This is a genomic window from Clostridium sp. TF06-15AC (assembly GCF_003481165.1).
GTDB classification, from domain to species: Bacteria; Bacillota; Clostridia; order Lachnospirales; family Lachnospiraceae; genus Otoolea; species Otoolea fessa.
Genome location: NZ_QUKS01000005.1, coordinates 229,514 through 253,967 on the forward strand (window position 1 = coordinate 229,514; position 24,454 = coordinate 253,967).

The following is a 24,454-nucleotide window of genomic DNA, read 5'->3' on the forward strand; positions in this document are numbered from 1 at the left end:
ACATGGAAAATGAAAAACTGACTTACATAAATTCAAGGGGCGAGCGGTTAGAGCTGGGAGTAGACAGCGTATACCATTGCAATATAAGTAAAGACGTAGAGGGCATTTCCGGCGTTACGAGCGTCATTTACAGCACAAACAGTATGGGACAGCACGGCGACACCTACGTAGGGCAGCGTATCGAGGCGAGGGACATAGACGTAGTGGGACATATCAACACACGGGATAAGGCGCAGGCATTGGAACTGCGCCGCCGTATGCTTAAGATATTTAACCCAGAGCTTAGCGCTACGCTGGTGTATGAGTACGGCGGCTTTAAGCGTGTGATTGATTGCAGGGCGTATGGAGAGCCTAAGATACTAAAGAAAGAGGTACTTTATGAGTTTGATTTACAAATAGAGTGCCTTAACCCGTTCTGGCGGGAAGAGGAAGAAACAAAAGAGGATATAGCAAGCTGGGTGGCTGCGTGGCATTTCCCTTGCGTTATCGAAAAGGACAGCACAAAGAGCATGATATACGGATACCGAGCGGAAAGCGTAATAGTGGACTGCTACAACGAGGGCGACGTATCAACAGGAATGAGGATAAGGTTTACAGCACTGGGGACAGTTTTAAACCCGATACTGCTTAATGTGGATACCGAGGAATTTATACAGATTAACGCCACTATGAAAACGGGCGACGTGATAGAGATTAACACGAAGTACGGCAGCAAGGGCGCTAAGCTGATAAGGGACGGCGTAGAAACCGACTATTTCCGCTACATTGATGTAGACAGTACATTTATGCAGCTTGCCATAGGCGACAATATGTTTAGGTATGACGCAGCCAGCGGCGTAAACTCTCTGGAAGTATCCATATTCTACAGTAAGGAATTTTTAGGAGTGTGACAGTATGGAGCTTAGAGTATTCGATAAGACGGCGCAGCCGCTGGGAGCTATAGACGAGCTGCCAAGCCTGCTATGGCATACAAAGTATTTTGACGTAGGAACTTTTAGCCTGCTTGCGCCGATTACGGACAATAACAGCCGTTTGCTGGTAGAGGGCAATTTAATAACCAAGCACGACGGGAAAAAGGAAGTAAAGACCGCTGACGGCGGCGTATGGCGCAGGGCAGCGCAGATAACCTACGTACACATTACAAAAGACGAGAACGGCTTAGAGCAGTTAGAGGCACAGGGCTATATGCTTAGCTGGTGGCTTAATAAACGCTGCATTTATCCGCAGATTATGGCAACAGGTACAAACCAGTATCTTATAAACCTTATGGTAAAGAACAACTGCGGCAGCGCAGCAGGAACAAAGCGGCGTTTTCCATTGTTTACATTTCTGGCGCAGGAAACCATAGACGGCGTGGCGGTTGAATATGCAAACGAGGTATACGCACAGCTGGGGCAGGAAGTAAAGGCAAGGGCGCAGGCTGGAAAGCTGGGCTATGACATTCTGCTTAACGAAAGAGAGGGACTGTTTGGCTTTTATCTGTATAAGGGCAATGACCTTACAGCCACAAATACCGAGGGCAACACTCCATGTATATTTTCAAAAGATTTTGATAATGTCAACGAACAGGAATATACAGCCAGTATAGAGAACTGCGGCAACTTTATTTATGTGCAGGGAGCAGCTGACGACGACGGCAGCCAGCCGGTAACCACAGTGGACGGCGAGGGCGCAACGGGGCTGGATTTGGTAGAGGTATTCTGCGACGCTACGGATATTGCCAGAAAGTACCAGCAGGGGGAAACAGAGGTAACAATACCGCTGGATACCTATATTGCAATGCTGAAAACGAGAGGCAGCGCAGAGCTGGAAAACTACGGAAAGAATATAAATTTTGTAAGTACCATAAATACAAATTCAAACTTGAAATTTAAGGCTGATTTTGATTTAGGCGACCGCATTACTTGCAAAGAAACCAAGTGGGGCATACAGATAGATGCACGTATTACAGAAGTAACAGAAACATACCAGAAAGGCAAGGAAACCGTAGAGGCGACTTTTGGCGACAGCCTGCCGACGCTGGTAGACCAGATTAGGAAAGTGAGGTAGCGGAAATGGCAAACAGCTTACCGTTTAATGCCGTGGCAGTAGACGGAGAGTACGACAGGGTATATAAAGCCGAGGATTGGGCGTGGTACTTTGCTACTTTCATTGCAAACGGCATTTTTCCAAAGCCGAGCGACGGGCTACAGGTGGTAGCTTACAGCGGCATGGAAATAAGAGTAAATGCGGGCTATGCCTTTATAAACGGCTACGCCTTTAGAAATCCCGCAACGCTTAGCGTAACACTGGATACGGCAGAGGGAGCGCTTAACAGGGTGGACAGGGTAGTAGTTCGCTGGGATTTGCCGCAAAGAGATATGTATATTGCGGTGCTGAAAGGCACACCGTCTGCAAAGCCGACAGCAACGGCAGTAACCCGCACTACGGAAATATGGGAGCTTGCGCTTGCAGATATTTACGTAGGCAAGGGCGTAACAAGGATACAGACGCAGAATATCACAGACCAGCGGTTTAATAGCGCAGTCTGCGGTATCGTAACGGGAACGGTGGAAGAGATAGACGCAAGCGTGCTTACAAAACAGTTTACGGACTTTTTCAACACCTATAGCGCAGCCGTGCTGGACGAGTTCAGCGCATATAAGCAGAATATGGAAAAGTACCTTGCAGAGATTGCGGGCGTATATGACAGCTACGTAAGCAAGACAGAGGGCTTATTTGCGCAGTATGAAAGCCAGTTTAACGAAAGATACAGCAGTTTTGAAAACACGCTTGACAACTGGGATAAGGAACTTTTAAGCGCCTATACAGACTTTATGGCAAAAATTAAGCTATTCCAGTCGGACGCTGAAAACGAATTTAACACATGGTTTGAGAGTATCAAGGACAAGTTGGGCGAGGACATAGCAGGCAGCCTGCAACTGCAAATTGAAGAGCTGGCAGCAGCCATGCAGGAAGTGAAAAAGCAGGCAGAGGCTGGCACGAAAGAAACCAAAGAGGCAATAGCAGCGCTGGACGAGCGGCTTAAGAGAGTAGAAAGCGGCTGGGGCATTGACTATAAGCATGATGCTGTACTGGGATTGTGTTACATGGGTGCGGCATACATGAGCCAGCATTACGAAAGAACAGTAGAAACGGCAGTGTTAGGGGCTACCTACGTGGGTAATTCCTATCTTGCAAATACATTTTAGAAAGGCGGCAGACCATGAAAGGATTTCCTAAAGTATTAAAGACAAAAGAGGACTATTACAACTGCCTTGCTATGGTAGCAAGCGGAGAACTGGCGGCAGCGGATTTGCTGGCAAAAATCGAGAGCGCAGAGAATCAGCGTTATATTGAGTGCGGCGTAGCAGCTGTAGAGGAAGAGAAAAAGGCGGTTACGGTATATTACTGCGACGAGGCAGCGGTAGGTATGAAATTCGTAGCGGGCGACGTATCCGGCACGGTGCAGGGAGTAACACATATCCAGACCGACGAGGCAGCGGCAGCAGGAGAGGCAGGAAACGACAGAACAGCCCTTACACTTTCCAAAGCGGTAAAAGCGGGCTGCAAGGTAATTGCGCTGGAACGCACAGACACCGTGGCAGGAATGACAACAGACGACATTGCAGCACTGAAAGGAGTATTAAAGCAGTATGAGTAGATTATTAGTGGACGACGTTACAAAGACCGACGCAAGGGCGCTTTTGAACGTAAATAAAATGGCTACAATCAGCGATATTGTAGCACCGAGCAATGAGTACATTTACGCCAGCGGAGCAAATGAGCTGACTGTAGTAGAGGGCTGCGTAATTGCCGTGGGTGGTGCTGGAATTTTCAAGACAGCAAACACCATTCTTACGGCTGCTAATCTGGACGCAGGCAGCGCTTTTGCGGTAGGTAAGGACTATTACGTATATATCTGCGACAGCAGAATTGACAGCGCAGACGAGAAATACGTAATTTCCCTTAACTCTACATACCCGACAGGCTGGAACGCTACAAACAGCCGTAAAATCGGCGGCTTTCATTATGGACGCTGCCGCAAGGTGGACAGCAATTTACAGCCGCTTAATGGCAGCAGTGTTATTTTTGGCACAGGCTGGGAAAGTGCAGTAAGCAACGGCATTGTACCACGTTCTGTATGGACACTGGGACACCGCCCGAAATGCAGCCCAGAGGGTATGGTATATTTAGGCGGCGGCACATGGGTAGATATTTACCTTAATTCTGACGACGGAGCAAAGGGCTTGAAATCAGAGTACGGCTGCGCACCTATGACGGGTACAGAAAGCATGAACTGGTACAACTTTGTAGAACGTCTGGCAAAGAGCGGTAAACGCCTGCCGAACTATGCGGAATTTTGCGCTTATGCTTTTGGCAGCCCTGCCGGACTGGATAACGCAAATACAAACGCATGGAGCGCCACCAGCAACACAGGTAGGGGCGTAACAGGCAGTGTGGTAAATGCCGTTTCTTCCGTGGGCGTTGTAGATGCCGTGGGGCGTGTCTGGGAGTGGCTGGACGAGCTTATTACAAGAGCGGAACACGCCACAAATGCAGACTACCACGCAAGCGTAGCGTGGGGCTGGGACAAGAAAAGCCCATTGAACACAGGCGAGAAGTCTTACGACGTTGGTAACATTTACCAGTATTACGCATATTCTCTGGCGGCGCTGAGAGCGGGCGGCAACTGGCTCGATGGGGCGCGTTGCGGCGCTCGTGCCGTGGATTGCAACTATTACCCGTGGAATGTCAATACGATCATTGGCGCTCGTGGGGCGTGTGACTCTCTGTAGACGGCGGGCGAAAGCCCAGCCGGATAAACGGGGGTAAGGCATGGACATACAGACAAAAACAGATATTATACACCAGAAAATATACGATTTTCTGCTATATATTTACCCTCTGCTTACGAAGTACCCAAAGTATGAGAAATTCAGTTTACAGACGGCGACAAGAAACGCAATTCTTGAAATGCTGCAAGAGGTTATAAAGTGGGATAAGACGGCAACGAAAAGCCACTTATACACGGTAGATACGGCATTGCAGGAAAGTAAAGAATTGCTGCGGCTGGCGCATGACTTGAAGTATAGCGCTATGAACGCACGGCACTACGGCGAGAGCTGCCGCAAGCTGAAAGAAATAGGCGTTATGCTGGGCGAACTGATAGAAGAGGTAAAGACCAGAAAATAGCAGGATATGGGGCAGCTGCTTACTTACAGCCTCTGGCGGCGCTGATAGCGGGCGGCAACTGGAACAATGGGGCGAATTGCGGCGCTCGTGCCGTGAATTGCAACAATTACCCGTGGAATGTCAATACGAACATTGGCGCTCGTGGGGCGTGTGACTTAGTGAGAACATTACAGGCACAGAGTTCTACGGAATACTGGCAAGGACTTAGAAAGGGATAAGACCGAGTGTTTAATATCCTATAGTCAGAGTGGCTGTCCCGCCGTGAGGCAAAGAGAAAAAATACGGCTGCTGGTTAGTAGCTACGGCGAAAGGCAGGAGCTTAATACTTGAAGAGAGTAGGATACATTACCGATAAGGACGGGCGGCGCATTACGCTTTTAGAGGCTATGGGCGACTATGGAAACGTACAGAAAGCCTATAACAAAGCCAGAAAGTGTAAACGCCACAGAAAAGACGTACTGATTTTTACGAAAGACAAAGAGGAAAACTTAGACAAGGTGCGGGAAGATATTATAAACCTTGCCTATGAGCCAAGCAAATACCATTACTTTAAGGTGTACGAACCGAAAGAGCGGCAGATAATGGCGCTGCCGTTCTATGACAGGGTGGTACAGCACGCCATAAACAACGTGTTAGAGCCTATATTTGATAAGCGGTTTATATCGCAGTCTTACGCCTGCCGGAAAGGTAAAGGTATGCACGCTGCGTCTGATACGCTAAAAGAGTGGCTGTATGAGTGGAACAAATACCACCCAGACCAGCCGCTTTATGCTATCAAGGCAGATATACACCACTATTTCCAAAGCATAGACCATGCGGTATTAAAAACTGAAATACGTAAGGTTATAAAAGACGCTGGGGTACTGGCATTGCTGGACAGGATAATAGACCACAACGGCAATATGCCGGACGGCGTAGGGATACCAGTAGGAAACCTTACCAGTCAGTTATTTGCAAATATCTATCTGGACGCATTAGACCAGTTTATTAAGCATGAGCTGGGCGTAGAGGCATACATACGCTATATGGACGACTTTGTAATATTAAGCCCAGACAAGGAACAGCTGCGCAACTGGCTTGCACGGATAGAGCAATTCTTACGGGAAGAGCTTAAGTTAGAGTTTAACCCGAAAACTACCATGCTGGCAGCAAAGAACGGTATAGACTTTGTAGGCTACAAACACAGGGCAACGCACAGGAAAGTACGAAAGGACAGCATAAAGCGCATAAAGCGTACTATCAAGAAGTGCGAGAGCGGGAAAATCACAAAAGAGCAGTTACAAAAGAGCATACAGAGCTGGACGGGACACGCAGGACACGCCGACAGCTACAACCTACGAAAGAAAATAGAAATGCTGGCAGAGGCAGCCATAGAAAAGGCTGCTTAAGCGGCAGAATGCAGGAGCGAGTACATGAGTAGCAATTTACTAAGGGTAGTACAAGAACAACAGGAAACCATAGAAAAGCAAAGCAGGCTTATTGCTGATTTAATAGCCACTCTGGAAAGCTGGGAGCAGACAGCAGGCTACGACGGCGCAGAGCTGAAAGAGCGGGCAGAAAATTTGCAATTAAGAGAAAGGCAGGATTTATGAACATGACTATTACAGAATTTATTGAGGCGGCGGCACATAACAAAATTATCCAGCTGGTAGTATTGGCGATTGTGTGCGACACGGTTTTTGGCGTGCTGCGTGCAATCAAAGAGAAGAAATTTAACAGCTGCGCAGGCATTGACGGGGCTATCAGAAAAGTAGGTATGCTTATTTCCCTGGTATTCATGCTGGCAATCGACGTACTGATTAAGATTAACTTAATCGGATTTATACCGGAGCAGGCACGTACATATTTAGGGCTTGATACCGTGGGCGTGGCTGAATTTTTCGCATTGCTTTACATTGCCTATGAGGTAGTGAGTATTTTTAAGAATATGGCATTATGCGGGCTGCCCGTAAAAAAGGTATGGGAAAAGGTGCGGGAGTTTCTGGCGAAGTATACGGACGAACTGCCGGACACAGACGAACTGGACGGGGACAGCACCACAGGCAACGTAGAGGAACACAGGACACAGGAAAGATAAGAATAATAAGGACATAGCAGCAAAGAGCGCTTGCGGGACACCGCAGGCGCTTATTTTGTATGCGGAAAGGCAGGAAATATGAACATTAACAGAAAGATAAGTAAGTACAATTTCAATAAGGGCAGCGTTTCCAGAATTAAGTATATTGTTATCCATTATGTAGGCGCACTGGGCGGCGCAGAGGACAACTGCCGATATTATGGCGGCGGCAATAGAAATGCGTCGGCGCATTACTTTGTAGGATTTAACGGCGAGGTATGGCAGTGCGTAGAGGACGCTAATATAGCGTGGCATTGCGGAGCGTCGAGCTATAAGCACGCAGAGTGCCGAAACGCTAATAGTATCGGTATTGAAATGTGCGTAAGGAAGAAAAACACAAAGAGCATGGGCGCAACAGATAAAGACTGGTATTTTGAGGACGCAACAGTAGAGGCAGCGGCAGAGCTTACCCGTTACCTTATGAATAAATACGGCGTGCCTGCATCTCATGTAATCAGACATTACGACGTAACGGGCAAGATTTGCCCTAACCCGTATGTATATAACACCAGCGCCCACACATGGGACGAGTTTAAGCGTAAAATCAGCGGACAGGCAGAAACACCGCAGGGCGGCAATGAAAAAACAATCTGGAATTTTCTTACAGGAAAGGGCTTAAATGCTTATGCTGTGGCTGGTATTATGGGTAATCTGTATGCTGAAAGCGGGCTTATGCCGAACAACTTACAGAACGCCTATAACAATAAGCTGGGTAAGACGGACGCAGAATATACAGCAGCGGTGGATAATGGCAGCTATGGCAATTTTGTAAAGGACAGTGCAGGCTATGGGCTGGCGCAGTGGACGTATTGGAGCAGAAAGCAGGCGTTGTTTAATCATGCAAAACAGGCGGGCGTATCCATTGCAGACCTTAATATGCAGCTGGGCTTTTTATGGGAAGAATTGCAGGGATACACAGCAGTAATGGACGCACTGAAAAAGGCGGGCAGCGTGCGTGCTACATCTGATGCCGTTCTTACTGGATATGAAAAGCCAGCAGACCAGAGCGAAACAGTAAAGAAAAAGCGTGCAGAGTACGGTGAGGGATACTATAAAAAGTATGCAGCAGGAAACGGTACAAAGTATTACAGAGTGCGCAAGAGCTGGACGGACGCAGCAAGCCAGCTGGGGGCGTTTACGTCGCTGGAAAATGCAAAGAGCGCTTGCAAGGCGGGTTATACTGTATATGATGATAACGGCAAGGCGGTATATACCGCAGCAGGGCAGCAGGCAAGCGCAGGCGTTCCGTTTAGCGTACAGGTAGATATTTTAGACCTTAATATCAGAACAGGAGCAGGCACGAACTATGCAAAGACGGGAGAAACCACAGGAAAGGGAGTATTTACCATTGTGGAAGTGAAAGCCGGACAGGGTGCAAGCGTTGGCTGGGGACGTTTGAAGAGTGGCGCAGGCTGGATTAGCTTAGATTATGCCACAAGATTAGCTTAAGTTTTCGAGGGTGGACGGTTCACTGTCTGCCCTCTATTTTTTTGCAATTTTATAGCATTTTCCGCATAAAAGAATTGACAATATACCAAAGTTGGTATATAATAAAATCATGGAAAGGAGATAAGAACAAATAAGAGGCAAAGCCACTGGAAAGGAGAAACGGCACAATGGGTAAGAAAAAGAAACAAAAGAAAAAGCCTATCGAATGGCGAGACCTGACAATCAACGCATTGATAGACTTAATCATAGGCATAATACTTATCATAATCGGTAAGCACATAGGTTAGGGCGAAAGCCCTAACAGGCGGGCGATAAGCCCGCCGCCTATAAAAAATATAACACAAACCCACAGCCGAGTAAAGAGTATGCTTTTGAAATTAGGAGTATTTTTAGTAGTAGTAGGACTGGTAAAGCTGATTATTGCTTTCATTTTGAGAGCAAAGGAAAAAGAGAGGTAAGGCATGAATTTAGGCGAGAACATAAGGAAAGCACGAAAAGCGGCGGGCGTTTCACAGTCAGAACTTGCGGAACGCCTGCAAGTCCACCAGAAAGATATAAGCAGGTGGGAGAACGGGGCGCACGCACCGACAATAGAAATGTTTGCGAAAATATGCAGAGAGCTTAACGCCTCTGCTGATGAAATTTTAGAATTGAAGTAGATACGAAAGCGAGGGCTTACTATGACAAAGAAAAAGGTAATTTTAGTGGCAGCGGCTGCATTATTTGCAGTAAGCGGTTTAACGGCGCTGCCGTCTGGAAATATAACAGGTGGGGTGGGCTGCATTGTGGTTGCGGCAGTATGCGCCTATTTTGGACTGAAAAAGAAAAGCGCAGGAAAAGAGAACGAAAACAGAACGCCTGCGCCTGCCGCTGCATCTGGTGGCAGAGTTTTAGATACAATCAGAACGAAAGTAGTAGGCGTGACGTTCAATAATGAGGACGGAGAAAACAGGCAGGATATTTTAAGCAGAATGTCCGGCAGTGAAGATATTACAGTAGAAAAGTATACATACAACGGAGAGCCTGCCGCATACATAAAATGGGGCGATAAGGTAATAGGCAATCTATCGGCAGAGCTGGCGGGGGACTTAGCGAGAAAGTACCCGAAAGCCCGCTACACCGCAGAAATACTGGAAATTTCTGGGGGGGGGGGTACAGACGTTCGGGTGCAATATAGAGCTTGACGTAATCGAGGACGCAACGCCCAGCGTAAGCCAGCATACGGGAGAAACTACAGTATATGTAGACCGTAGCAACAAAAAATACCATAGTAAGCCTAACTGTTCGGGAATGAAAAACCCAAAGAGCATACCGCTAAGCCAAGCAAAGAAGAAATACACCGCTTGTAAAAAGTGTTGTAAATAGGTAAAGGCATAAGCCGCAGACTTGTAAAAGAGTTTGCGGCTTTTCGTCGTATATGGGGAAAGAACAGGAACGAAAGAGAGGTAGCAGAAATGGCGAATAAGAAAGGAAGCCGACAGCTGACATGGACAGACCGTATAAGTATTGAGGCATTGAAAAAAGCAGGGCATAGCGTGATAGAGATAGCAGAACAGCTGGGCGTACACCGCAGCACTATATACAATGAGCTTAAGCGAGGGAAATATATGCACAGAAATAGCGACTATACAGAAACATTAAGTTATAGCCCAAACAAGGCACAAATGAAAGCAGAGGAAAATTTAAAGGCAAGGGGTACACAGCTTAAAATAGGAAACGATATTGCATACGCAAATTATATAGAGGATAAAATAGTAAATGAAGATTACAGCCCAGCTGCGGTACTGGGAGAATTGAAAGCACAGGGGAAAGAGGGGGACTTTTCCGTAACAGTATGCGTAACGACCTTATACAGCTACATTGATAAGGGTATTTTCCTTAAGCTGTCTAATAAGAATTTGCCAGTAAAGAAGAATAAGAAGAGAAATTATAAGAAAGTACAGAGGCAACAGAAAAGGGCGGCAGCAGGAGAGAGTATAGACAAACGCCCGAAAGAGATAGATACACGGGAAGAGTTCGGAAACTGGGAAATGGACAGCGTTTTAGGTAAGCGGGGAAAGTCAAAAAATACGTTGCTGGTACTGACAGAGCGGAAAACCAGAAACGAGATTATATTTAAACTGCCAGACCATACAGACGAGGCAGTAGTAGCGGCACTGGATAGATTAGAAAGAAAATGGGGCGCTGATATGTTTAAGCGGGTATTTAAGACAATCACAGTAGACAACGGCAGCGAGTTTGCAGATGCAGAGGGCTTACAGCGTTCTATTATCAACGAGGGAGAAAAGCGGACAAAGGTATATTATTGCCACCCGTACAGCAGTTGGGAGCGTGGCACAAATGAGGTAACAAATAAGATGATACGCCGGAAGATACCGAAAGGCACAAATTTTGACGACAGGACAGAGGAAGAGGTAGAGAGTATAGAGAACTGGATAAACGGATACCCACGCAAAATACATGGTTATCATTCAGCAGGGGAACTATTCGAGGAAGAGGTAAAACAGCTTGCATAAGAACGGAAATAGGGGGCGTGAGAGGCTGGCAGGAGTGGCAGCCTTACTATTGCGCTGCCTAAAAGTGAAAATATACAATAAAACAGGTTGCGTATTGTGCAAAATGGCAAAACGATAAAAACATGAAAAAATGTCGAATTTAATGTTGACATTTTTAATATTAAATAAAATATATAAAAACACTTGCTTTTTTGAGACGGCCATGCTATAATCTTCAACTGTCAGAGCAATTTTGGATGGGTTCCCGAGTGGCCAAAGGGGGCAGACTGTAAATCTGTTGCGTCTCGCTTCGGTGGTTCGAATCCACCTCCATCCATTTGGCTTTGTGCCAGTCATGAGTAATCATGATGCCGGCGTGGCGGAACTGGCAGACGCACAGGACTTAAAATCCTGCGAGGGTTAAACTTCGTACCGGTTCGATTCCGGTCGCCGGCAGTATCGGGAACAGTTTTTAACTGTTCCCGATTTTGCGTTATACGGACGTATTTGCAGCGTTGGTTTATATCAGGATATAGAAATCCTGTCATAAACCGGCGCTTCTTTTGCATATAATACAAAGCAAAGGAGTGAAAACATGTCTGCATATCATCGGTTAATATCATATATCTATGCATACGAGGGCGGAATCAAAGGGAAAAATACGGGATTTGCGAAATTGGAGACGCGGGGAACTTCCTGCCGGATTCAGGTCAGCGTCCGCCGTGTCTTTGCGGGCGGCAGCCCGATCGGCGTATACCTTCTGGCAGGGCAGGAGGAGATCCGTATCGGCACCCTGTTTGTCCGTGGCGGAAATGGGGAGTTCCGTGCCGTCGTCAATTGTGAAAATATTGAAGGAAGCGGCTGCAATATGGAAGAGTGCTGTGGTCTGACTCTTCATGAGACGGACAGCGCATGGCGTGCCTATACGACGATCTGGGAAGATGCCGTCGCGCATGCGGCAGAGGTTGAGCTGGCGGATGTGACTGCTGAGAAAGTGCGGGAGCAGGAAGCGGAGAAGGAAGAGACAACGCGGAAACTGGCAGAGAATGTATCTGGGGAAGTGAACAGCGCGTCTGTAGGGAAAGAAAAATTGGATGAGGCGTCAGAACTTACCCGGTCGGGAGAAATGGAGAGTCAGGACACATCCACGGAGACAGAGAAGAAAGAAGCTGTGAATATAAACGAAACGGACTTCGGAATCAGCCAGCCCCAGCCAGAAAAGCTGGAGGATTCAAACCTGGAGATTTTCGAGGACACGGAAACCATGGAAGCGGTTCCAGATATCTCAGAAACATCCGATCATCAAGAGGCAGAAGTTGTTCAGGAAACGCAAACGGAAACACCGCAGGAAAGTTTTCAGGAATCCACTCAGGAAGTGCAAACGGAAACACCGCAAGAAAGTTTTCAGGAATCCACTCAAGAAGTGCAAACGGAAACACCGAAGGAAAGTTTTCAGGAATCCTATCAGGAAGCACAGACAGAAGCAGGGCGGAAAGATTCTCAAGAATCCACCCGGGAAGTCCAGAAAGAAATGCCTCCAGATTCTCCACCAGACCATCAAGAGGCATTTCAGTCAGACTCTCAAAATCAAAAACAACCGCAACCAGATTCATCCAAGGAATTTTCGAAAGAAGATCCCGCCGAGTCCCTCTGGAACCGTCTGCGTGCTGCCTATCCCAAAGTAACCGCCTTCGAATGCGCCGACGGCTGCGAGATTCTGGTAATCAAACCGCAGGATATCGGGCTTCTGCCGCGGGAAAACTGGGTGTATGGAAATAACAGCTTTCTTCTGCACGGTTACTACAACTACCGATATCTGATTCTGGCGAGACTGGGAAAACCCGGCGAACGGGGGCGCTACATTCTGGGCGTGCCGGGACATTATGGAAACAATGAAAAATATATGGCGGCGATGTTCGGCTTTGACCGCTTTGTCCGTTCCACCCGCCAGCCGCCGCGCGACAGCCGGTTCGGGTATTGGTATACGGATTTGAATTTTACATAAAAGCCGGTCGATCCTTTTAGAGAACTCTTGACAAAGGATAGCTTTTCTGGGTAGGATGGACACGGGTCAAATGTTTTCAGGTGTTTGGTTGGCAGCGGAGCAAACTTGCCGGGAAACTGGGATAAGGATGTCTGTTGTTGGATGCGGATAAATTTGAATGGAGGAAAAAAGATAGAAATATATAAAACAAGAAAGAGGAAAAAACAGTGGCAGCAAAATTGACACGGGAAGAGAAATATATGAAAGCGGCGATCCGCGAGGCGAAGAAAGCCTGGGCGCTCGGAGAAGTGCCGATCGGCTGCGTGATCGTGTATGAGGACAAAATCATCGGCAGGGGTTACAACCGCCGGATGGTCGATCATAGCGCGCTGGCACATGCGGAGATCGCGGCAATCAAAAAAGCGTGCAAGCGCATGGGCGACTGGCGCCTGGAAGAATGTGAGCTGTACGTGACGCTGGAACCATGCCCGATGTGCGCAGGGGCGATCGTGCAGGCGCGGATTCCAAAAGTTTACATCGGTTCCATGAACCCGAAAGCCGGTTGCGCCGGTTCGGTACTGAATCTTCTGGATGAAAAAAGATTCAATCATCAGGTGGAGACAGAAGAAGGACTTTTGGGCGAGGAATGTTCGATGATGTTGAAAGAATTTTTCAAAGAATTGCGTGAAAAGAGAAAAAAGAAGAAAGAAGAAAAAGCTGGTGAATGATTTCCACCAGCTTTTTGCATTCCATATTTCCCATTCAAACCGAAAAATACAGTCCTTATTTGATTACGTGGATCCAGCCCTCCGGAGCTTTGATGTGACCCATCTGGATGCCGGTCAGTGTCTCGTAGAGTTTCTGGGTAACCGGACCCATCTTCTCCATACCTGCCGGGAAGCAGATTTCCTTGCCGTGGTCAACGATCTTGCCAACCGGGGAGATAACAGCTGCGGTACCGCACAGGCCGCACTCTGCGAAATCTTTTACTTCGTCTAAGTATACTTCACGCTCTTCGGTCTCCATGCCAAGGTAATCTCTTGCAACCTGCAGGATAGAACGGCGTGTGATAGACGGAAGGATGCTGTTGGACTTCGGAGTTACCAGCTTGCCGTCTTTGGTGATAAAGATAACGTTTGCGCCGCCGGTCTCCTCGATCTTGGTACGTGTCTGCGGATCCAGATAGATGTTCTCATCGAAACCGTTCTTATGAGCATCGACGATCGCATGCAGGCTCATCGCGTAGTTTAATCCGGCTTTGATGTGACCGGTTCCGTGAGGTGCTGCACGGTCGAAATCGCTGACGCGGATAGTGATCGGTTTAGCGCCGCCCTTGAAGTACGGGCCAACCGGTGTACAGAATACGCGGAACTGATAGATGTTTGCCGGTTTAACGCCGATGATGGAATCATAACCGAACATATACGGGCGGATGTACAGGGTTGCACCGGAACCATACGGCGGTACGAATGCTGCGTTGGCTTCTACTACTTTTGTGATGGCGTCTACGAAGCGCTCCTTCGGGAATGGCGGCATTTCAAGACCTTTTGCGGAATTCTCCATACGCTCGCCGTTTAAGTCAGGACGGAACGTAACGATATGGCCGTCCTCGGTCGTATACGCTTTCAGACCCTCGAAGCAAGTCTGTGCATACTGCAGAACACAGGCACATTCATTCAAGGTAATATTCGGGTCGGAGGTAAGGGCGCCTTCGTCCCAGGAACCATTCTGGTACATGGAAACATAGCGGTAATCCGTTGGCATATAGCCGAAACCGATGTTGCTCCAGTCGATATTTTTCTTCTCCATAATCGTTGCTCCAATCTTACAGAATTTTATGATTTAGTAACTGTTTGACTTTTTGCAGTCGCTAGATTTATACCTATTATAATGATTTCTTTCTTCTGTTGCAAGATTCTGGGATAAAAAATGATAAAAAAACAATAAAATGTATTCTTGTGTATTTTTACACAATGCTTGTTAGTCAAGCTCCGGCTTGACAAAACGGCGGCTGCCATGTATACTAAACAGGCTGACGGTCTGCAGGTCATTCCGTCATATAAGATCAAGTCATAAAGTTTCCGCACAGCCGGGGAGTTAGCGGTGCCCTGTACCTGCAATCCGCTATAGCAGGGGTGTTGTCCGACCGAGGGCGTTTTTACTGTGGGGCTGCCCCTGAAAAGTGGCGTTGAAGTCTGGGTCTTGCGCAACAGAAATCTGTGAACCGTGTCAGGGCAGGAATGCAGCAGCACTAAGCAGAAGCTTCTGTGTGCCGCAAGGCAGCCTGGACCGAGTTAACTGTCAGGGTAACGTTCATGGCATACGTTCGAAGCCGGGCGTGCGGATTTTTTTATTTCATAGGAAATTGCTTCCTATGAAATAAAAAATAGAAAATAATAGATACAGAAACAAGCATTTTTGCAGGTGTGTGAATATAGCCGGGATATGTGGAATTTGATTTGCCAAGGGGTAGGAATACCGTGCCGGAGCAGATTAAAAGCGCGTATCCCGGTATTTTTATGTCTATGATATTTGTAAGGAATTTTTTCTTGCCCGCGGGATATGATTGTATTATAATTACAAAATGGGTGTAGTTTATCCTGATATGGGGGTTGTTGGAAACTTAGAATAAGGGTAACTGTGAAGGTACTGGACGGTTATGAAGAAAGGGAAAGCGCTCATGAGAAGAATCGGTATGTTAACCAGCGGCGGCGACTGCCAGAGCTTAAATGCGACGATGCGAGGCGTGGCAAAATCGCTGTACAAGATGTTCGATGACATAGAGATAGTTGGATTTGAAGACGGCTATAAAGGTCTTATGTATGCAGACTACCGGATTATGAAACAGTCGGATTTTTCCGGGATTCTGACACGCGGAGGTACGATTCTGGGAACTTCCAGACAGCCTTTCAAGCTGATGCGGATGCCGGACGAGAACGGTCTGGATAAAGTGGAAGCGATGAAACACACCTATTACAAGCTGAAACTGGAATGTCTCGTCATTTTAGGCGGCAACGGCAGCCAGAAGACGGCAAATCTGCTGCGGGAGGAAGGACTCAATATCGTTTCTCTTCCGAAAACCATAGACAACGATCTCTGGGGCAGCGATCTTACATTTGGATTCCATAGTGCGGTTGATGTAGCGACCAATGCCATCGACTGTATTCATACGACGGCGGCGTCTCATGGCAGAGTCTTCATCGTGGAGATCATGGGCCACAAGGTGGGATGGCTGGCGCTCTATGCAGGCATCGCGGGCGGAGCTGACATCATTCTCCTGCCGGAGATCCCGTATGATATTGATGTGGTGGTAAATGCGATCCGCAGCCGTACTAAAAATGGCAAGAATTTCACGATTCTGGCGGTCGCAGAGGGCGCGATTTCCAAGGAAAATGCAGCCCTGACCAAGAAAGAATTAAAAGAAAAGAAGAAAAATGGACCGGTTTATCCGTCGGTCGCTTACGAGCTGGGCGCCCAGATTTCCGAGCGGGCGGGGCAGGAGATCCGTGTGACGGTTCCGGGGCATATGCAGCGCGGAGGCGAGCCATGCCCGTATGACCGCGTGATTGCGACGCGCCTCGGCGCGGAGGCAGCAGAGATGATCCGCCGCAAGGAATACGGCTATATGGTCGCTTTAAACAACAATAAGATTGAAAAAATTCCGCTCGCGGACATTGCCGGTAAATTAAAGATGGTCGATCCGAAGAGCGATATTATCCGGGAAGCTAAGGATGTAGGCATCAGCTTCGGCGACGAATAGTAAGGAAGTAGTAGTTTATGTCATATACAGCACTGTACAGAAAATGGCGTCCGACGTCCTTTGAAGAGGTCCGGGGTCAGGACCATATCGTAAAGACCCTGAAAAATCAGATCAACTCCGGGCGGATCGGGCACGCGTACCTCTTCTGCGGGACGCGCGGAACCGGTAAGACGAGTATTGCCAAGATCTTTGCACGGGCAGTCAACTGTGAACATCCGGTGGACGGCAGCCCCTGCGGCGAGTGCAGTATGTGCCGCCAGATTGCGGAAGGAGCTTCCCTCAATGTGGTGGAGATCGATGCGGCATCCAACAATGGTGTGGAAAATATCCGCGATATCCGGGAGCAGGTGCAGTACCCGCCGACGGATGGGCGCTACCGCGTCTACATCATTGACGAGGTTCATATGCTTTCGATCGGCGCGTTCAATGCGCTCTTAAAGACGCTGGAAGAACCGCCGTCCTACGTTATATTTATCCTGGCGACGACGGAGGTCCACAAGATCCCGATCACGATCCTGTCCCGGTGCCAGAGATATGATTTCAAGCGGATCTCGATCGATACCATTGCGGGACGGCTGGCGGAGCTGACGCAGGCGGAGCAGATCGATGTAGATGACCGGGCACTTAGGTATGTGGCACGTGCGGCGGATGGCTCGATGCGAGATGCGTTAAGCCTTCTCGATCAGTGCGTGGCGTTCCATTTCGGGGAAAAGCTGACGTATGACAATGTGCTCGAGGTGTTGGGCGCGGTCGATAACCGCGTGTTCAGCAAGCTGTTTCAGGCGGTGCTTGCAAGTGATACGAAGGCGTGCATCCGTGAGATTGAGGAAATGATCATCCAGGGGCGCGATCTTTCACAGCTCGTCAACGATTTCGTCTGGTATATGCGAAATCTCCTGATTGCCAAGACGACCGACGAACCGGGCGATATGCTCGATATGTCGGAGGAAAATCTGGCAGTTTTAAAGGAAGAGGCGGCAGGTGTTGATACGGAAACGCTGATGCGTTACATCCGTATTTTCTCGGAACTTTCCGGGCAGCTGCGCTACGCGTCGCAGAAGCGGATTCTGGTGGAGATTGCCTTTATCAAGCTGACGACGCCGTCGATGGAACAGAATCTTGATTCCATTTTACAGCGGATTACGCTATTAGAGCAGAAAATGCAGGAAATGCCGGACAATCTACAGAAACTGGCGTCCCTTGCACCGGCAGCGGGGCAGGCGGCATCCTCCAAAACGGCTGTGGTGGAAACGCCGCCTGAGCCGAAGACGGTATCCCTTCCACCGGCACAGTACGAAGATCTGATGCTGATGCGGAAAGAATGGGGACGGATTGCGTCCCTGAGCCAGCTTGTGGGTTCGATTAGACTCAGTCTTCCCAAGACAAGTGTAGAACCGGCGGGCGAAGGCTGCCTTTGCATTGTGTGTACAGATGAAAATACGTTTGGAATTATCAATCGGGAGCCTGAGCTTAAGCATTTGCAGGAAGTAGTGCAAGAAAAATACAAAAAGACTCTGCAATTTAAAGTCCGTTTAGAATCATCTGCTGTGCCGCAAAGAACGGTTTATGTCAGTGATGAGGATTTAAAGAACGCAATCCATACCGATGTGATTGTCGAAGAGGATGATTCCGTGTAGTGGAGCTTGCCAAAGATGAGTCTTGTTTTGTAATGCAAGAAGCTGTGATTAAATGCAGATAAATGATATTAGTGGGTTTATATGATATATAGAACCGGCTGCAATCGGCAGTCAGTCTGAATATAAATAAAAAGAAGTGAAAGAGAGGAATGACACCATGGCAAAACGTGGCGGTTTCCCAGGCGGTATGCCGGGCAATATGAACAATTTAATGAAGCAGGCGCAGAGAATGCAGCGCCAGATGGAAGAGAAGCAGAAAGAGCTGGAGGAGAAGCAGTACAGCGCATCCGCAGGCGGCGGCGCTGTAACCGTGACCGTATCTGGTAAAAAAGAGGTTCTTTCCGTGAAACTGTCTGAGGAAGTAGTGGATCCGGATGATATCGAGATGTTAGAGGATCTGATCGTGGCGGCGACCAACGAGGCATTCCGTCAGGCGGAAGAGGACAGCAGCCAGATGATGTCCCAGTTGACCGGTGGCCTTGGCGGTCTGGGAGGCGGATTCCCGTTTTAAGCGATGGATTATTACAGCAGCCAGATTAGCAAGCTAATCGAAGAATTGTCAAAACTTCCCGGAATCGGAAGTAAATCGGCGCAGCGTCTTGCATTTCATATCATCAATATGCCGGAAGAACAGGTCAGGCACTTGTCCGGCGCGATTCTGGAAGCCAAGCAGAATGTGCGTTACTGCAAGGAGTGCTGCACATTGACTGATAAGGAACTGTGCCCGATCTGCAGCAGCGACCGGCGTGATCATGAGACGATCATGGTGGTGGAAAATACGCGCGATCTGGCGGCATATGAGAAGACAGGAAAATACAACGGGGTCTATCATGTGCTGCATGGGGCGATCTCCCCGATGCTGGGGATCGGACCGGGCGACATCCGGCTCAAGGAGCTGATGACTCGCCTGCAGAAAGAGGAGGTTCGTGAGGTCATTATCGCAACCAACTCAAGCCTGGAGGGCGAGACGACCGCGATGTATTTGAGCAAGCTGATTAAGCCGACAGGGATCCGGGTGACGCGAATCGCCAGCGGCGTTCCGGTCGGGGGCGACTTGGAATATATTGATGAGGTAACGCTTCTGCGCGCGCTGGATGGGCGTACAGAGCTGTAGCCGGTGAGTAAATAAAACGTTACCGGGCACGTATGCGTGAACAGTAACAATAAAACTTCTGCCGCGGCAGGAAGTTAGGAGATGCATAAGATGGATAAATACGAGTTTAACATCAAGGTAGAGCAGATTAAGAAACTGGTCAACAAGGGAGATTTCGAGACGGCGATGAAGATCGCCGATACCATCGACTGGCGTCGTGTACGCAGCACCAGCCTGCTTACGATGATTTCCCAGATTTATGAGAAAAATGCAGAGTATCAGGATGCCAAGGATATTTTATTGCTGGCATATGAGAGAGCGCCGCTTGGAAAGGGGCTTTTATATAAGCTGACTGACCTTGCATTGCGTGAAAATAATATTCAGGAGGCAGAGGCATATTACCGGGAGTTTTGTGAGCTGTCCGGCGATGACCCGCGCCAGTACCTGCTTCGTTTCCTGATTCTGGAGGCGAAGGATGCGCCGTTAGAGCAGCAGATCAATTCTCTGGAGAGATATTGTCAGGAAGAGCTGGATGAGAAATGGCTGTACCACCTGGCAGAGCTTTATCATCAGGCGAACCAGGCGGACGACTGTGTGCGGATCTGCGACAAGATCATGCTGATGTTCGGTCTTGGCAAATATGTGGACAAGGCAATGGAACTGAAACTTCAGTATGCGCCGCTGACGAAATATCAGATGGATCTGGTAGAAAACCGCGAGAAGTACGAAGAGAAGCTGCGTGCGGTGGAAGAAGAGTACAAGAACGGTACATACCGCAAGCCGGAGCCGGAAGGAGAGTATCTGGATACGGATGAGCCGGAGGCAGAGCTGGACGACGAACCGGAGAATGAGCCGGAGGGACAGCCAGAGCAGGCAGAGCCAGAAGAGAAGGCTGGAAAACCGAAAGCTGAGACAAAACCGGCGGACGAGAAAGTAGAAAAGGCTGCGCTGGACGAGGATGTAGTAGCAAGCCTTCATGAAGCACAGGCGGAAGAAGCGCTGGCAAAAGAAGTGTCCAAGATCAAGCCTTACGATGAGGAAGAGGGCGCATCCGAAGGGGAGACACGTGTTTTCAGGAATCTCCGCGACCTGGAACCGGCAGAGGCAGAGGAAAAGAGCGAGGAAGCTCCGATTCATGAATTTGAAGAGGAAGAGGAAACTATAGTGGAAGACTGGGATTTCGAACCGGAAGAGGAAGAAGAGGAGATCAAGGAATCGAATCATCTGATGATCGAGGCGGAAGATCCGGCAGCCGGTCTTGCGATGGCACTTGATTCCCTGAAAAAGATTCACCGCGAGCTGGGGACCAAGCATCCGGTTGCCAAGATCAGCGGCGCAAACCTTTCTCATCGCGGCATCGCATCGGTGGCGGAGCGCCTGGCAGGCAAGGATCTGGTGGTCGAGCATGCAGCCGATCTGGACGATTTGACGGTGGAAGAGCTGGAAGAATTGATGACACAGGATGAAACCGGCATGGTCGTTGTTCTGATTGATACGCAGGCACGTTTAGAGCAGATGCACCGCGCATATCCGGCATTAGCAGAGCGTTTCCAGTATATCGGCTGTGAAAACCAGAAAGACGATGCAGCGAAGCTGGCACAGGCGCGCGAGGAAGAGCTGAAACGCCAGCAGGCGCAGCAGGAAGCAGAAGCAGCCAGAAAACGCCAGGCAGAGCGTGAGGCGGAGATCCGCCGTCAGGCAGAAAAAGAGGCAGAGGAAAAACGCAGACAGCAGGAAGCAGCAGCCCGCCGTGAGGAAGAAGAGCGCGCCAAGGCAGAAGCACAGGCACTGGCAGCCAAAGAGGCAGAAGAAGCGCGTAAAGCGGAGGAAGATCGCCGTCTGGCAGAGCGGCAGAGAGAAGAACTGCGCCGTCAGGAAGAGGCAAGACGCGATGACGAGCCGGAGTATGAAGACGAAGAAGATCGCTACGAGAAGGACGAGTATGAGCCGGAGGATGATTATGCGCGTGGCGGCTATCGTGATGATTATAAGGACGATTACAAAGACAGCTATAAAGACGAACGCGAGGACGACGAGTATTCCAATTATCCAGAGGATGAGCCGGAAGAGAAACCGTCCAAAAAGTCTGGCGATATGGATGTTGAGGAGTTTGTTCAGTATGCCTGCAAATATGCATCGGAGATCGACTGCAGTATTTCGGGAAAGAGCATGCTGGCTCTGTACGAGCGCGCTGAGATGATGGAGGAGGATGGAGAACCGCTTACCAAGACAAGTGCCGAAGATTTGATCGAGGAAGCTGCAGATAAGGCGGAGAAGAAATCCTTCAGCGGACTGTTCTCATCGAAATATGATAAGGATGGACTTCTGATTCTGAAAGAGAAACATTTCTTTGATTAATTAAAACAATTCGAGAAATTTTAAAATTAAAACTAATTAGTAAAAGAGAGCGCTGCGGGGGAATGCTTCCCGGCAGCGTTTTCTGGTAGTGGACAGTAAAAAGAGATACGGGAGAGAAAGATGGGAACACGGTTAATAGCCCTCGATTTAGATGGGACACTGTTAAATGAAAAAATGCACGTGTCGGAAAAAACAAGACAGGTGATGGAACTGTGCGCGCAGCGGGAAATTGAGATTGTCCCGGCGACCGGGCGCGCGCTCCCGGCAGTGCCAGAGGAGGTTTTGAGCCTGCCGGGCGTCCACTATGGCATATTTACAAATGGGGCGGTCGTCCGGGATTTCGGGAAAAATACCTGGGTGTCGGAAAGCTGCCTGAGCTGGGAAGAGACGATCCGGGTGATTGAGGTGCTGCGCCGGCATCCGGTTATTTACGATATGTATGTATCGGAGGGCGGCGTCAGCGAGACGCGATTGCTGGCACAGCTGGAAGAATACGGGATACCGGAACGTGAATGCGCCTATATCCGGGCGACGCGCCGGGCAGTTACTGACATGGTGGAGTATCTGCGGGAGAAAAAATGCCCGGTGCAGAAGATGAATTTAAATTTTAAGGACCGGGAGAGCAAGCAGGCAGTCCGGGCAAAGCTGGAAGCGATGCCGGAGGTTCTGGTGACCTCCTCGCTTCCGTGGAATCTGGAACTCAACGCGGCGGGCATCACAAAGGGGAGCGGGCTGCGGAATCTCTGTCAGTATCTGGGAATTGAAGCGGAGGAGACGATGGCATTTGGAGACGGCGAAAACGACTGGCCCATGCTGGAGGCAGCAGGAATCGGCGTGGCGATGGAAAATGGCGCCCCATTTTTAAAGGAACGCGCAGACCGGATTGCCGCTTCGAACCGGGAAGAGGGCGTAGCGGAGGCGATCAGACAATGGGTGCTTATATAAAAGAAAACTGGCTGTTCGTGGTGGTGGCAGTCTATCTGGTTTCCATGGTACTGTACGGGCATTACCGCGGATTTGTCCGCCTGGCAGTCTCGGCCGTTTCCCTGGTGCTGTCGTTGGGGGTGGTTCATTTTGGTGCGCCGTCTGTCGCGAATCTGCTTCGCAGCAATGAGGTGGTCTATCAGGCGGTGGAGGACAGCGTGACGAAATTTATCCAAAAGGACGATGAGGCGGAAAATGAGGCAGCTGACGCGGCGCCGCCATCCGTACAGCGCAGTATTATTGAAGAAATGGAGCTTCCGGAACAGTTAAAGGATGCGCTTCTGGAGAATAATAACAGCGAAGTTTACGAGGCGCTGGGTGTAAGCAGCTTTACCCACTACGTCAGCCGTTATCTGGCAAACAGCCTGATCAATATTATAAGTTTTTTTCTGCTGTTTGCAGCCGTGTTCGGCGGACTGCGTGTTCTGTCCGTATCGCTCAATGTGGTCTCCCGGCTGCCGATCATATCGGGGCTGAACCGTCTGGCAGGTGCCGTGCTGGGGGGCGCGGAAGGGATCTTTTTCGTCTGGATTGCAGCACTGCTTATTACACTGTTCTCGGCAACGGCGATTGGTGAACTTTTCCTGAACCAGATAGAAAGCAATATCTGGCTGACCTGGCTGTATGACCACAATATGCTTGGAAGCATCCTGATGGGTGTTGTGAAACGGATTATTTAAAAGCGTATAGAGAAAAACTGTGATATTGAAAAACGGCACACCGCATTCTCGCTACTTAGTGATGAGTTAGGTGTGCCAAATTTTTTATTTCAGTCGAGAAGACACCCACCTCTTTAGGTGGCGAGTAATAGCAAATTTGTCTCAGTGGGAGTCCATTCTCCGACTGAGATAAACGCTCCGCGAGGATGCGCAGTGATTCTGTAAAGAATATGTCAGCTTCGCTGACCAGAATCACGCGCCAAGTCTCACGGACGTTCGACTTGAATTCAGTCGAGAAGACTCCCACCTTTTTAGGTGGCGAGTAATAGCAAATTTGTCTCAGTGGGAGTTGGGTCTCTGGCTGAGATAAACGCTCCGCGAGGATGCGCAATGATTCTGTATAGAATATGTCAGCGAAAAAACAAGTGAAAATCCCTTGACAAGTTAATGCTGAAATGGTAAACTCTAACTCTAACGTGTTTTGACGTTGGTCTGCATATGCAGGGAAAATCGAATATCACAGGTTTTCTTATTTGCGAAAATGTTTTGAAAATTAAGAAAAAATAGTTGACAACGACAACTGCCTATGATATGATATTCAAGCTGTTGAGCGAAAGCTCAGTTGCGAAAAATAAAATAAAAAAAGTTGTTGACAAAGATAACTGCTTGTGGTAATATAAATGAGCTGTCAATGAGACAACAACAAAGAACCTTGAAAACTGAACAGTATGTAAAACCCTGAAA

General features: G+C 48.7%; 23 protein-coding genes, 2 tRNA genes and 1 other RNA gene. 25 read left to right on the forward strand and 1 reads right to left on the reverse strand.

All coding sequences use genetic code 11. From position 1 onward, the window contains the following. Nucleotides 1-2: 2 nt before the first annotated feature. The 17 genes from DXC57_RS11670 (at nt 3) to tadA (ending at nt 13,947) form a co-directional block, all read left to right on the forward strand. A complete protein-coding gene (locus DXC57_RS11670) occupies nt 3-890 on the forward strand; it encodes a phage tail family protein (protein WP_118652730.1) in 888 nt (295 codons plus the stop codon). A gap of 4 nt (nt 891-894) precedes the next feature. Further along, nucleotides 895-2,049, forward strand: a complete 1,155-nt coding sequence (locus tag DXC57_RS11675; RefSeq protein WP_118652732.1) for a siphovirus ReqiPepy6 Gp37-like family protein — start codon at nt 895-897, stop codon at nt 2,047-2,049. A 5-nt stretch (nt 2,050-2,054) separates the two neighbouring features. Continuing rightward, nucleotides 2,055-3,191 (forward strand): hypothetical protein, encoded by a 1,137-nt coding sequence (locus DXC57_RS11680; RefSeq protein WP_118652734.1) that lies wholly within the window; start codon nt 2,055-2,057, stop codon nt 3,189-3,191. Between the two features lie 14 nt (nt 3,192-3,205). Further along, nucleotides 3,206-3,643 (forward strand): hypothetical protein, encoded by a 438-nt coding sequence (locus DXC57_RS11685; protein WP_055056154.1) that lies wholly within the window; start codon nt 3,206-3,208, stop codon nt 3,641-3,643. After that, nucleotides 3,636-4,778: a hypothetical protein gene (locus DXC57_RS11690; protein ID WP_118652736.1), complete on the forward strand. Its 1,143-nt coding sequence runs from the start codon at nt 3,636-3,638 to the stop codon at nt 4,776-4,778. Before DXC57_RS11685 ends, DXC57_RS11690 begins: the two co-directional genes overlap by 8 nt. 40 nt (nt 4,779-4,818) lie before the next feature. Then, nucleotides 4,819-5,175 carry a diversity-generating retroelement protein Avd gene (avd, locus tag DXC57_RS11695; protein ID WP_002591284.1) on the forward strand — a complete coding sequence of 119 codons (357 nt, stop codon included), beginning with the start codon at nt 4,819-4,821 and terminating at the stop codon, nt 5,173-5,175. Between the two features lie 326 nt (nt 5,176-5,501). Beyond that, nucleotides 5,502-6,563: a reverse transcriptase/maturase family protein gene (locus DXC57_RS11700; RefSeq protein WP_118652738.1), complete on the forward strand. Its 1,062-nt coding sequence runs from the start codon at nt 5,502-5,504 to the stop codon at nt 6,561-6,563. A 24-nt stretch (nt 6,564-6,587) separates the two neighbouring features. Further along, nucleotides 6,588-6,767, forward strand: coding sequence for a hypothetical protein (locus DXC57_RS11705; RefSeq protein ID WP_002591286.1), 180 nt, complete (start codon nt 6,588-6,590; stop codon nt 6,765-6,767). A 2-nt stretch (nt 6,768-6,769) separates the two neighbouring features. Further along, nucleotides 6,770-7,252 (forward strand): phage holin family protein, encoded by a 483-nt coding sequence (locus tag DXC57_RS11710; protein WP_002591287.1) that lies wholly within the window; start codon nt 6,770-6,772, stop codon nt 7,250-7,252. A 78-nt stretch (nt 7,253-7,330) separates the two neighbouring features. Beyond that, nucleotides 7,331-8,740: a phage tail tip lysozyme gene (locus DXC57_RS11715; protein ID WP_118652774.1), complete on the forward strand. Its 1,410-nt coding sequence runs from the start codon at nt 7,331-7,333 to the stop codon at nt 8,738-8,740. Nucleotides 8,741-9,201: 461 nt separating this feature from the next. After that, nucleotides 9,202-9,399, forward strand: a complete 198-nt coding sequence (locus DXC57_RS11720) for a helix-turn-helix transcriptional regulator (protein WP_003023288.1) — start codon at nt 9,202-9,204, stop codon at nt 9,397-9,399. Between the two features lie 21 nt (nt 9,400-9,420). Further along, entirely contained in the window at nt 9,421-9,924 is a 504-nt protein-coding gene (locus DXC57_RS11725) for a hypothetical protein (RefSeq protein ID WP_118652740.1), read from the forward strand. 270 nt (nt 9,925-10,194) lie between these two features. Continuing rightward, on the forward strand, nt 10,195-11,256 hold the full coding sequence (locus DXC57_RS11730) for an IS30 family transposase (protein ID WP_118652742.1): 1,062 nt from the start codon (nt 10,195-10,197) through the stop codon (nt 11,254-11,256). A 234-nt stretch (nt 11,257-11,490) separates the two neighbouring features. Beyond that, a tRNA-Tyr gene (locus DXC57_RS11735) sits at nt 11,491-11,572 on the forward strand. Nucleotides 11,573-11,605: 33 nt separating this feature from the next. After that, nucleotides 11,606-11,691 (forward strand) — tRNA-Leu (locus DXC57_RS11740). 139 nt (nt 11,692-11,830) lie between these two features. Continuing rightward, nucleotides 11,831-13,240: a DUF6128 domain-containing protein gene (locus DXC57_RS11745; protein WP_118652744.1), complete on the forward strand. Its 1,410-nt coding sequence runs from the start codon at nt 11,831-11,833 to the stop codon at nt 13,238-13,240. 218 nt (nt 13,241-13,458) lie between these two features. After that, complete coding sequence (tadA, locus tag DXC57_RS11750) at nt 13,459-13,947, forward strand: tRNA adenosine(34) deaminase TadA (protein ID WP_118523030.1); 489 nt, start codon at nt 13,459-13,461, stop codon at nt 13,945-13,947. A 55-nt stretch (nt 13,948-14,002) separates the two neighbouring features. Here tadA and DXC57_RS11755 read toward each other — a convergent pair whose 3' ends face one another. After that, nucleotides 14,003-15,028 carry a branched-chain amino acid aminotransferase gene (locus DXC57_RS11755; RefSeq protein ID WP_118473062.1) on the reverse strand — a complete coding sequence of 342 codons (1,026 nt, stop codon included), beginning with the start codon at nt 15,026-15,028 and terminating at the stop codon, nt 14,003-14,005. A gap of 272 nt (nt 15,029-15,300) precedes the next feature. Here DXC57_RS11755 and ffs point away from each other — a divergent pair. The 8 genes from ffs to DXC57_RS11795 all read left to right on the forward strand — a co-directional run bounded on the left by ffs (nt 15,301) and on the right by DXC57_RS11795 (nt 23,731). Then, nucleotides 15,301-15,563, forward strand: an RNA gene (ffs, locus tag DXC57_RS11760) — signal recognition particle sRNA large type. A 336-nt stretch (nt 15,564-15,899) separates the two neighbouring features. Continuing rightward, nucleotides 15,900-16,979 carry an ATP-dependent 6-phosphofructokinase gene (locus DXC57_RS11765; RefSeq protein ID WP_118652776.1) on the forward strand — a complete coding sequence of 360 codons (1,080 nt, stop codon included), beginning with the start codon at nt 15,900-15,902 and terminating at the stop codon, nt 16,977-16,979. A gap of 17 nt (nt 16,980-16,996) precedes the next feature. Then, nucleotides 16,997-18,616, forward strand: coding sequence for a DNA polymerase III subunit gamma/tau (dnaX, locus tag DXC57_RS11770; RefSeq protein WP_118652746.1), 1,620 nt, complete (start codon nt 16,997-16,999; stop codon nt 18,614-18,616). A gap of 157 nt (nt 18,617-18,773) precedes the next feature. After that, the gene (locus DXC57_RS11775; protein WP_022359050.1) at nt 18,774-19,127 is read left to right on the forward strand and encodes a YbaB/EbfC family nucleoid-associated protein; all 354 of its coding nucleotides are present in this window, start codon (nt 18,774-18,776) and stop codon (nt 19,125-19,127) included. Nucleotides 19,128-19,130: 3 nt separating this feature from the next. After that, entirely contained in the window at nt 19,131-19,730 is a 600-nt protein-coding gene (recR, locus tag DXC57_RS11780) for a recombination mediator RecR (RefSeq protein WP_022359051.1), read from the forward strand. Nucleotides 19,731-19,820: 90 nt separating this feature from the next. Then, entirely contained in the window at nt 19,821-22,067 is a 2,247-nt protein-coding gene (locus DXC57_RS11785) for a hypothetical protein (protein WP_118652748.1), read from the forward strand. 120 nt (nt 22,068-22,187) lie between these two features. Further along, nucleotides 22,188-23,012 (forward strand): HAD family hydrolase, encoded by an 825-nt coding sequence (locus tag DXC57_RS11790; RefSeq protein ID WP_118652750.1) that lies wholly within the window; start codon nt 22,188-22,190, stop codon nt 23,010-23,012. Continuing rightward, on the forward strand, nt 22,997-23,731 hold the full coding sequence (locus tag DXC57_RS11795) for a CvpA family protein (protein ID WP_107001682.1): 735 nt from the start codon (nt 22,997-22,999) through the stop codon (nt 23,729-23,731). The genes DXC57_RS11790 and DXC57_RS11795 overlap by 16 nt, the downstream gene beginning before the upstream one ends. Nucleotides 23,732-24,454: the final 723 nt, after the last annotated feature.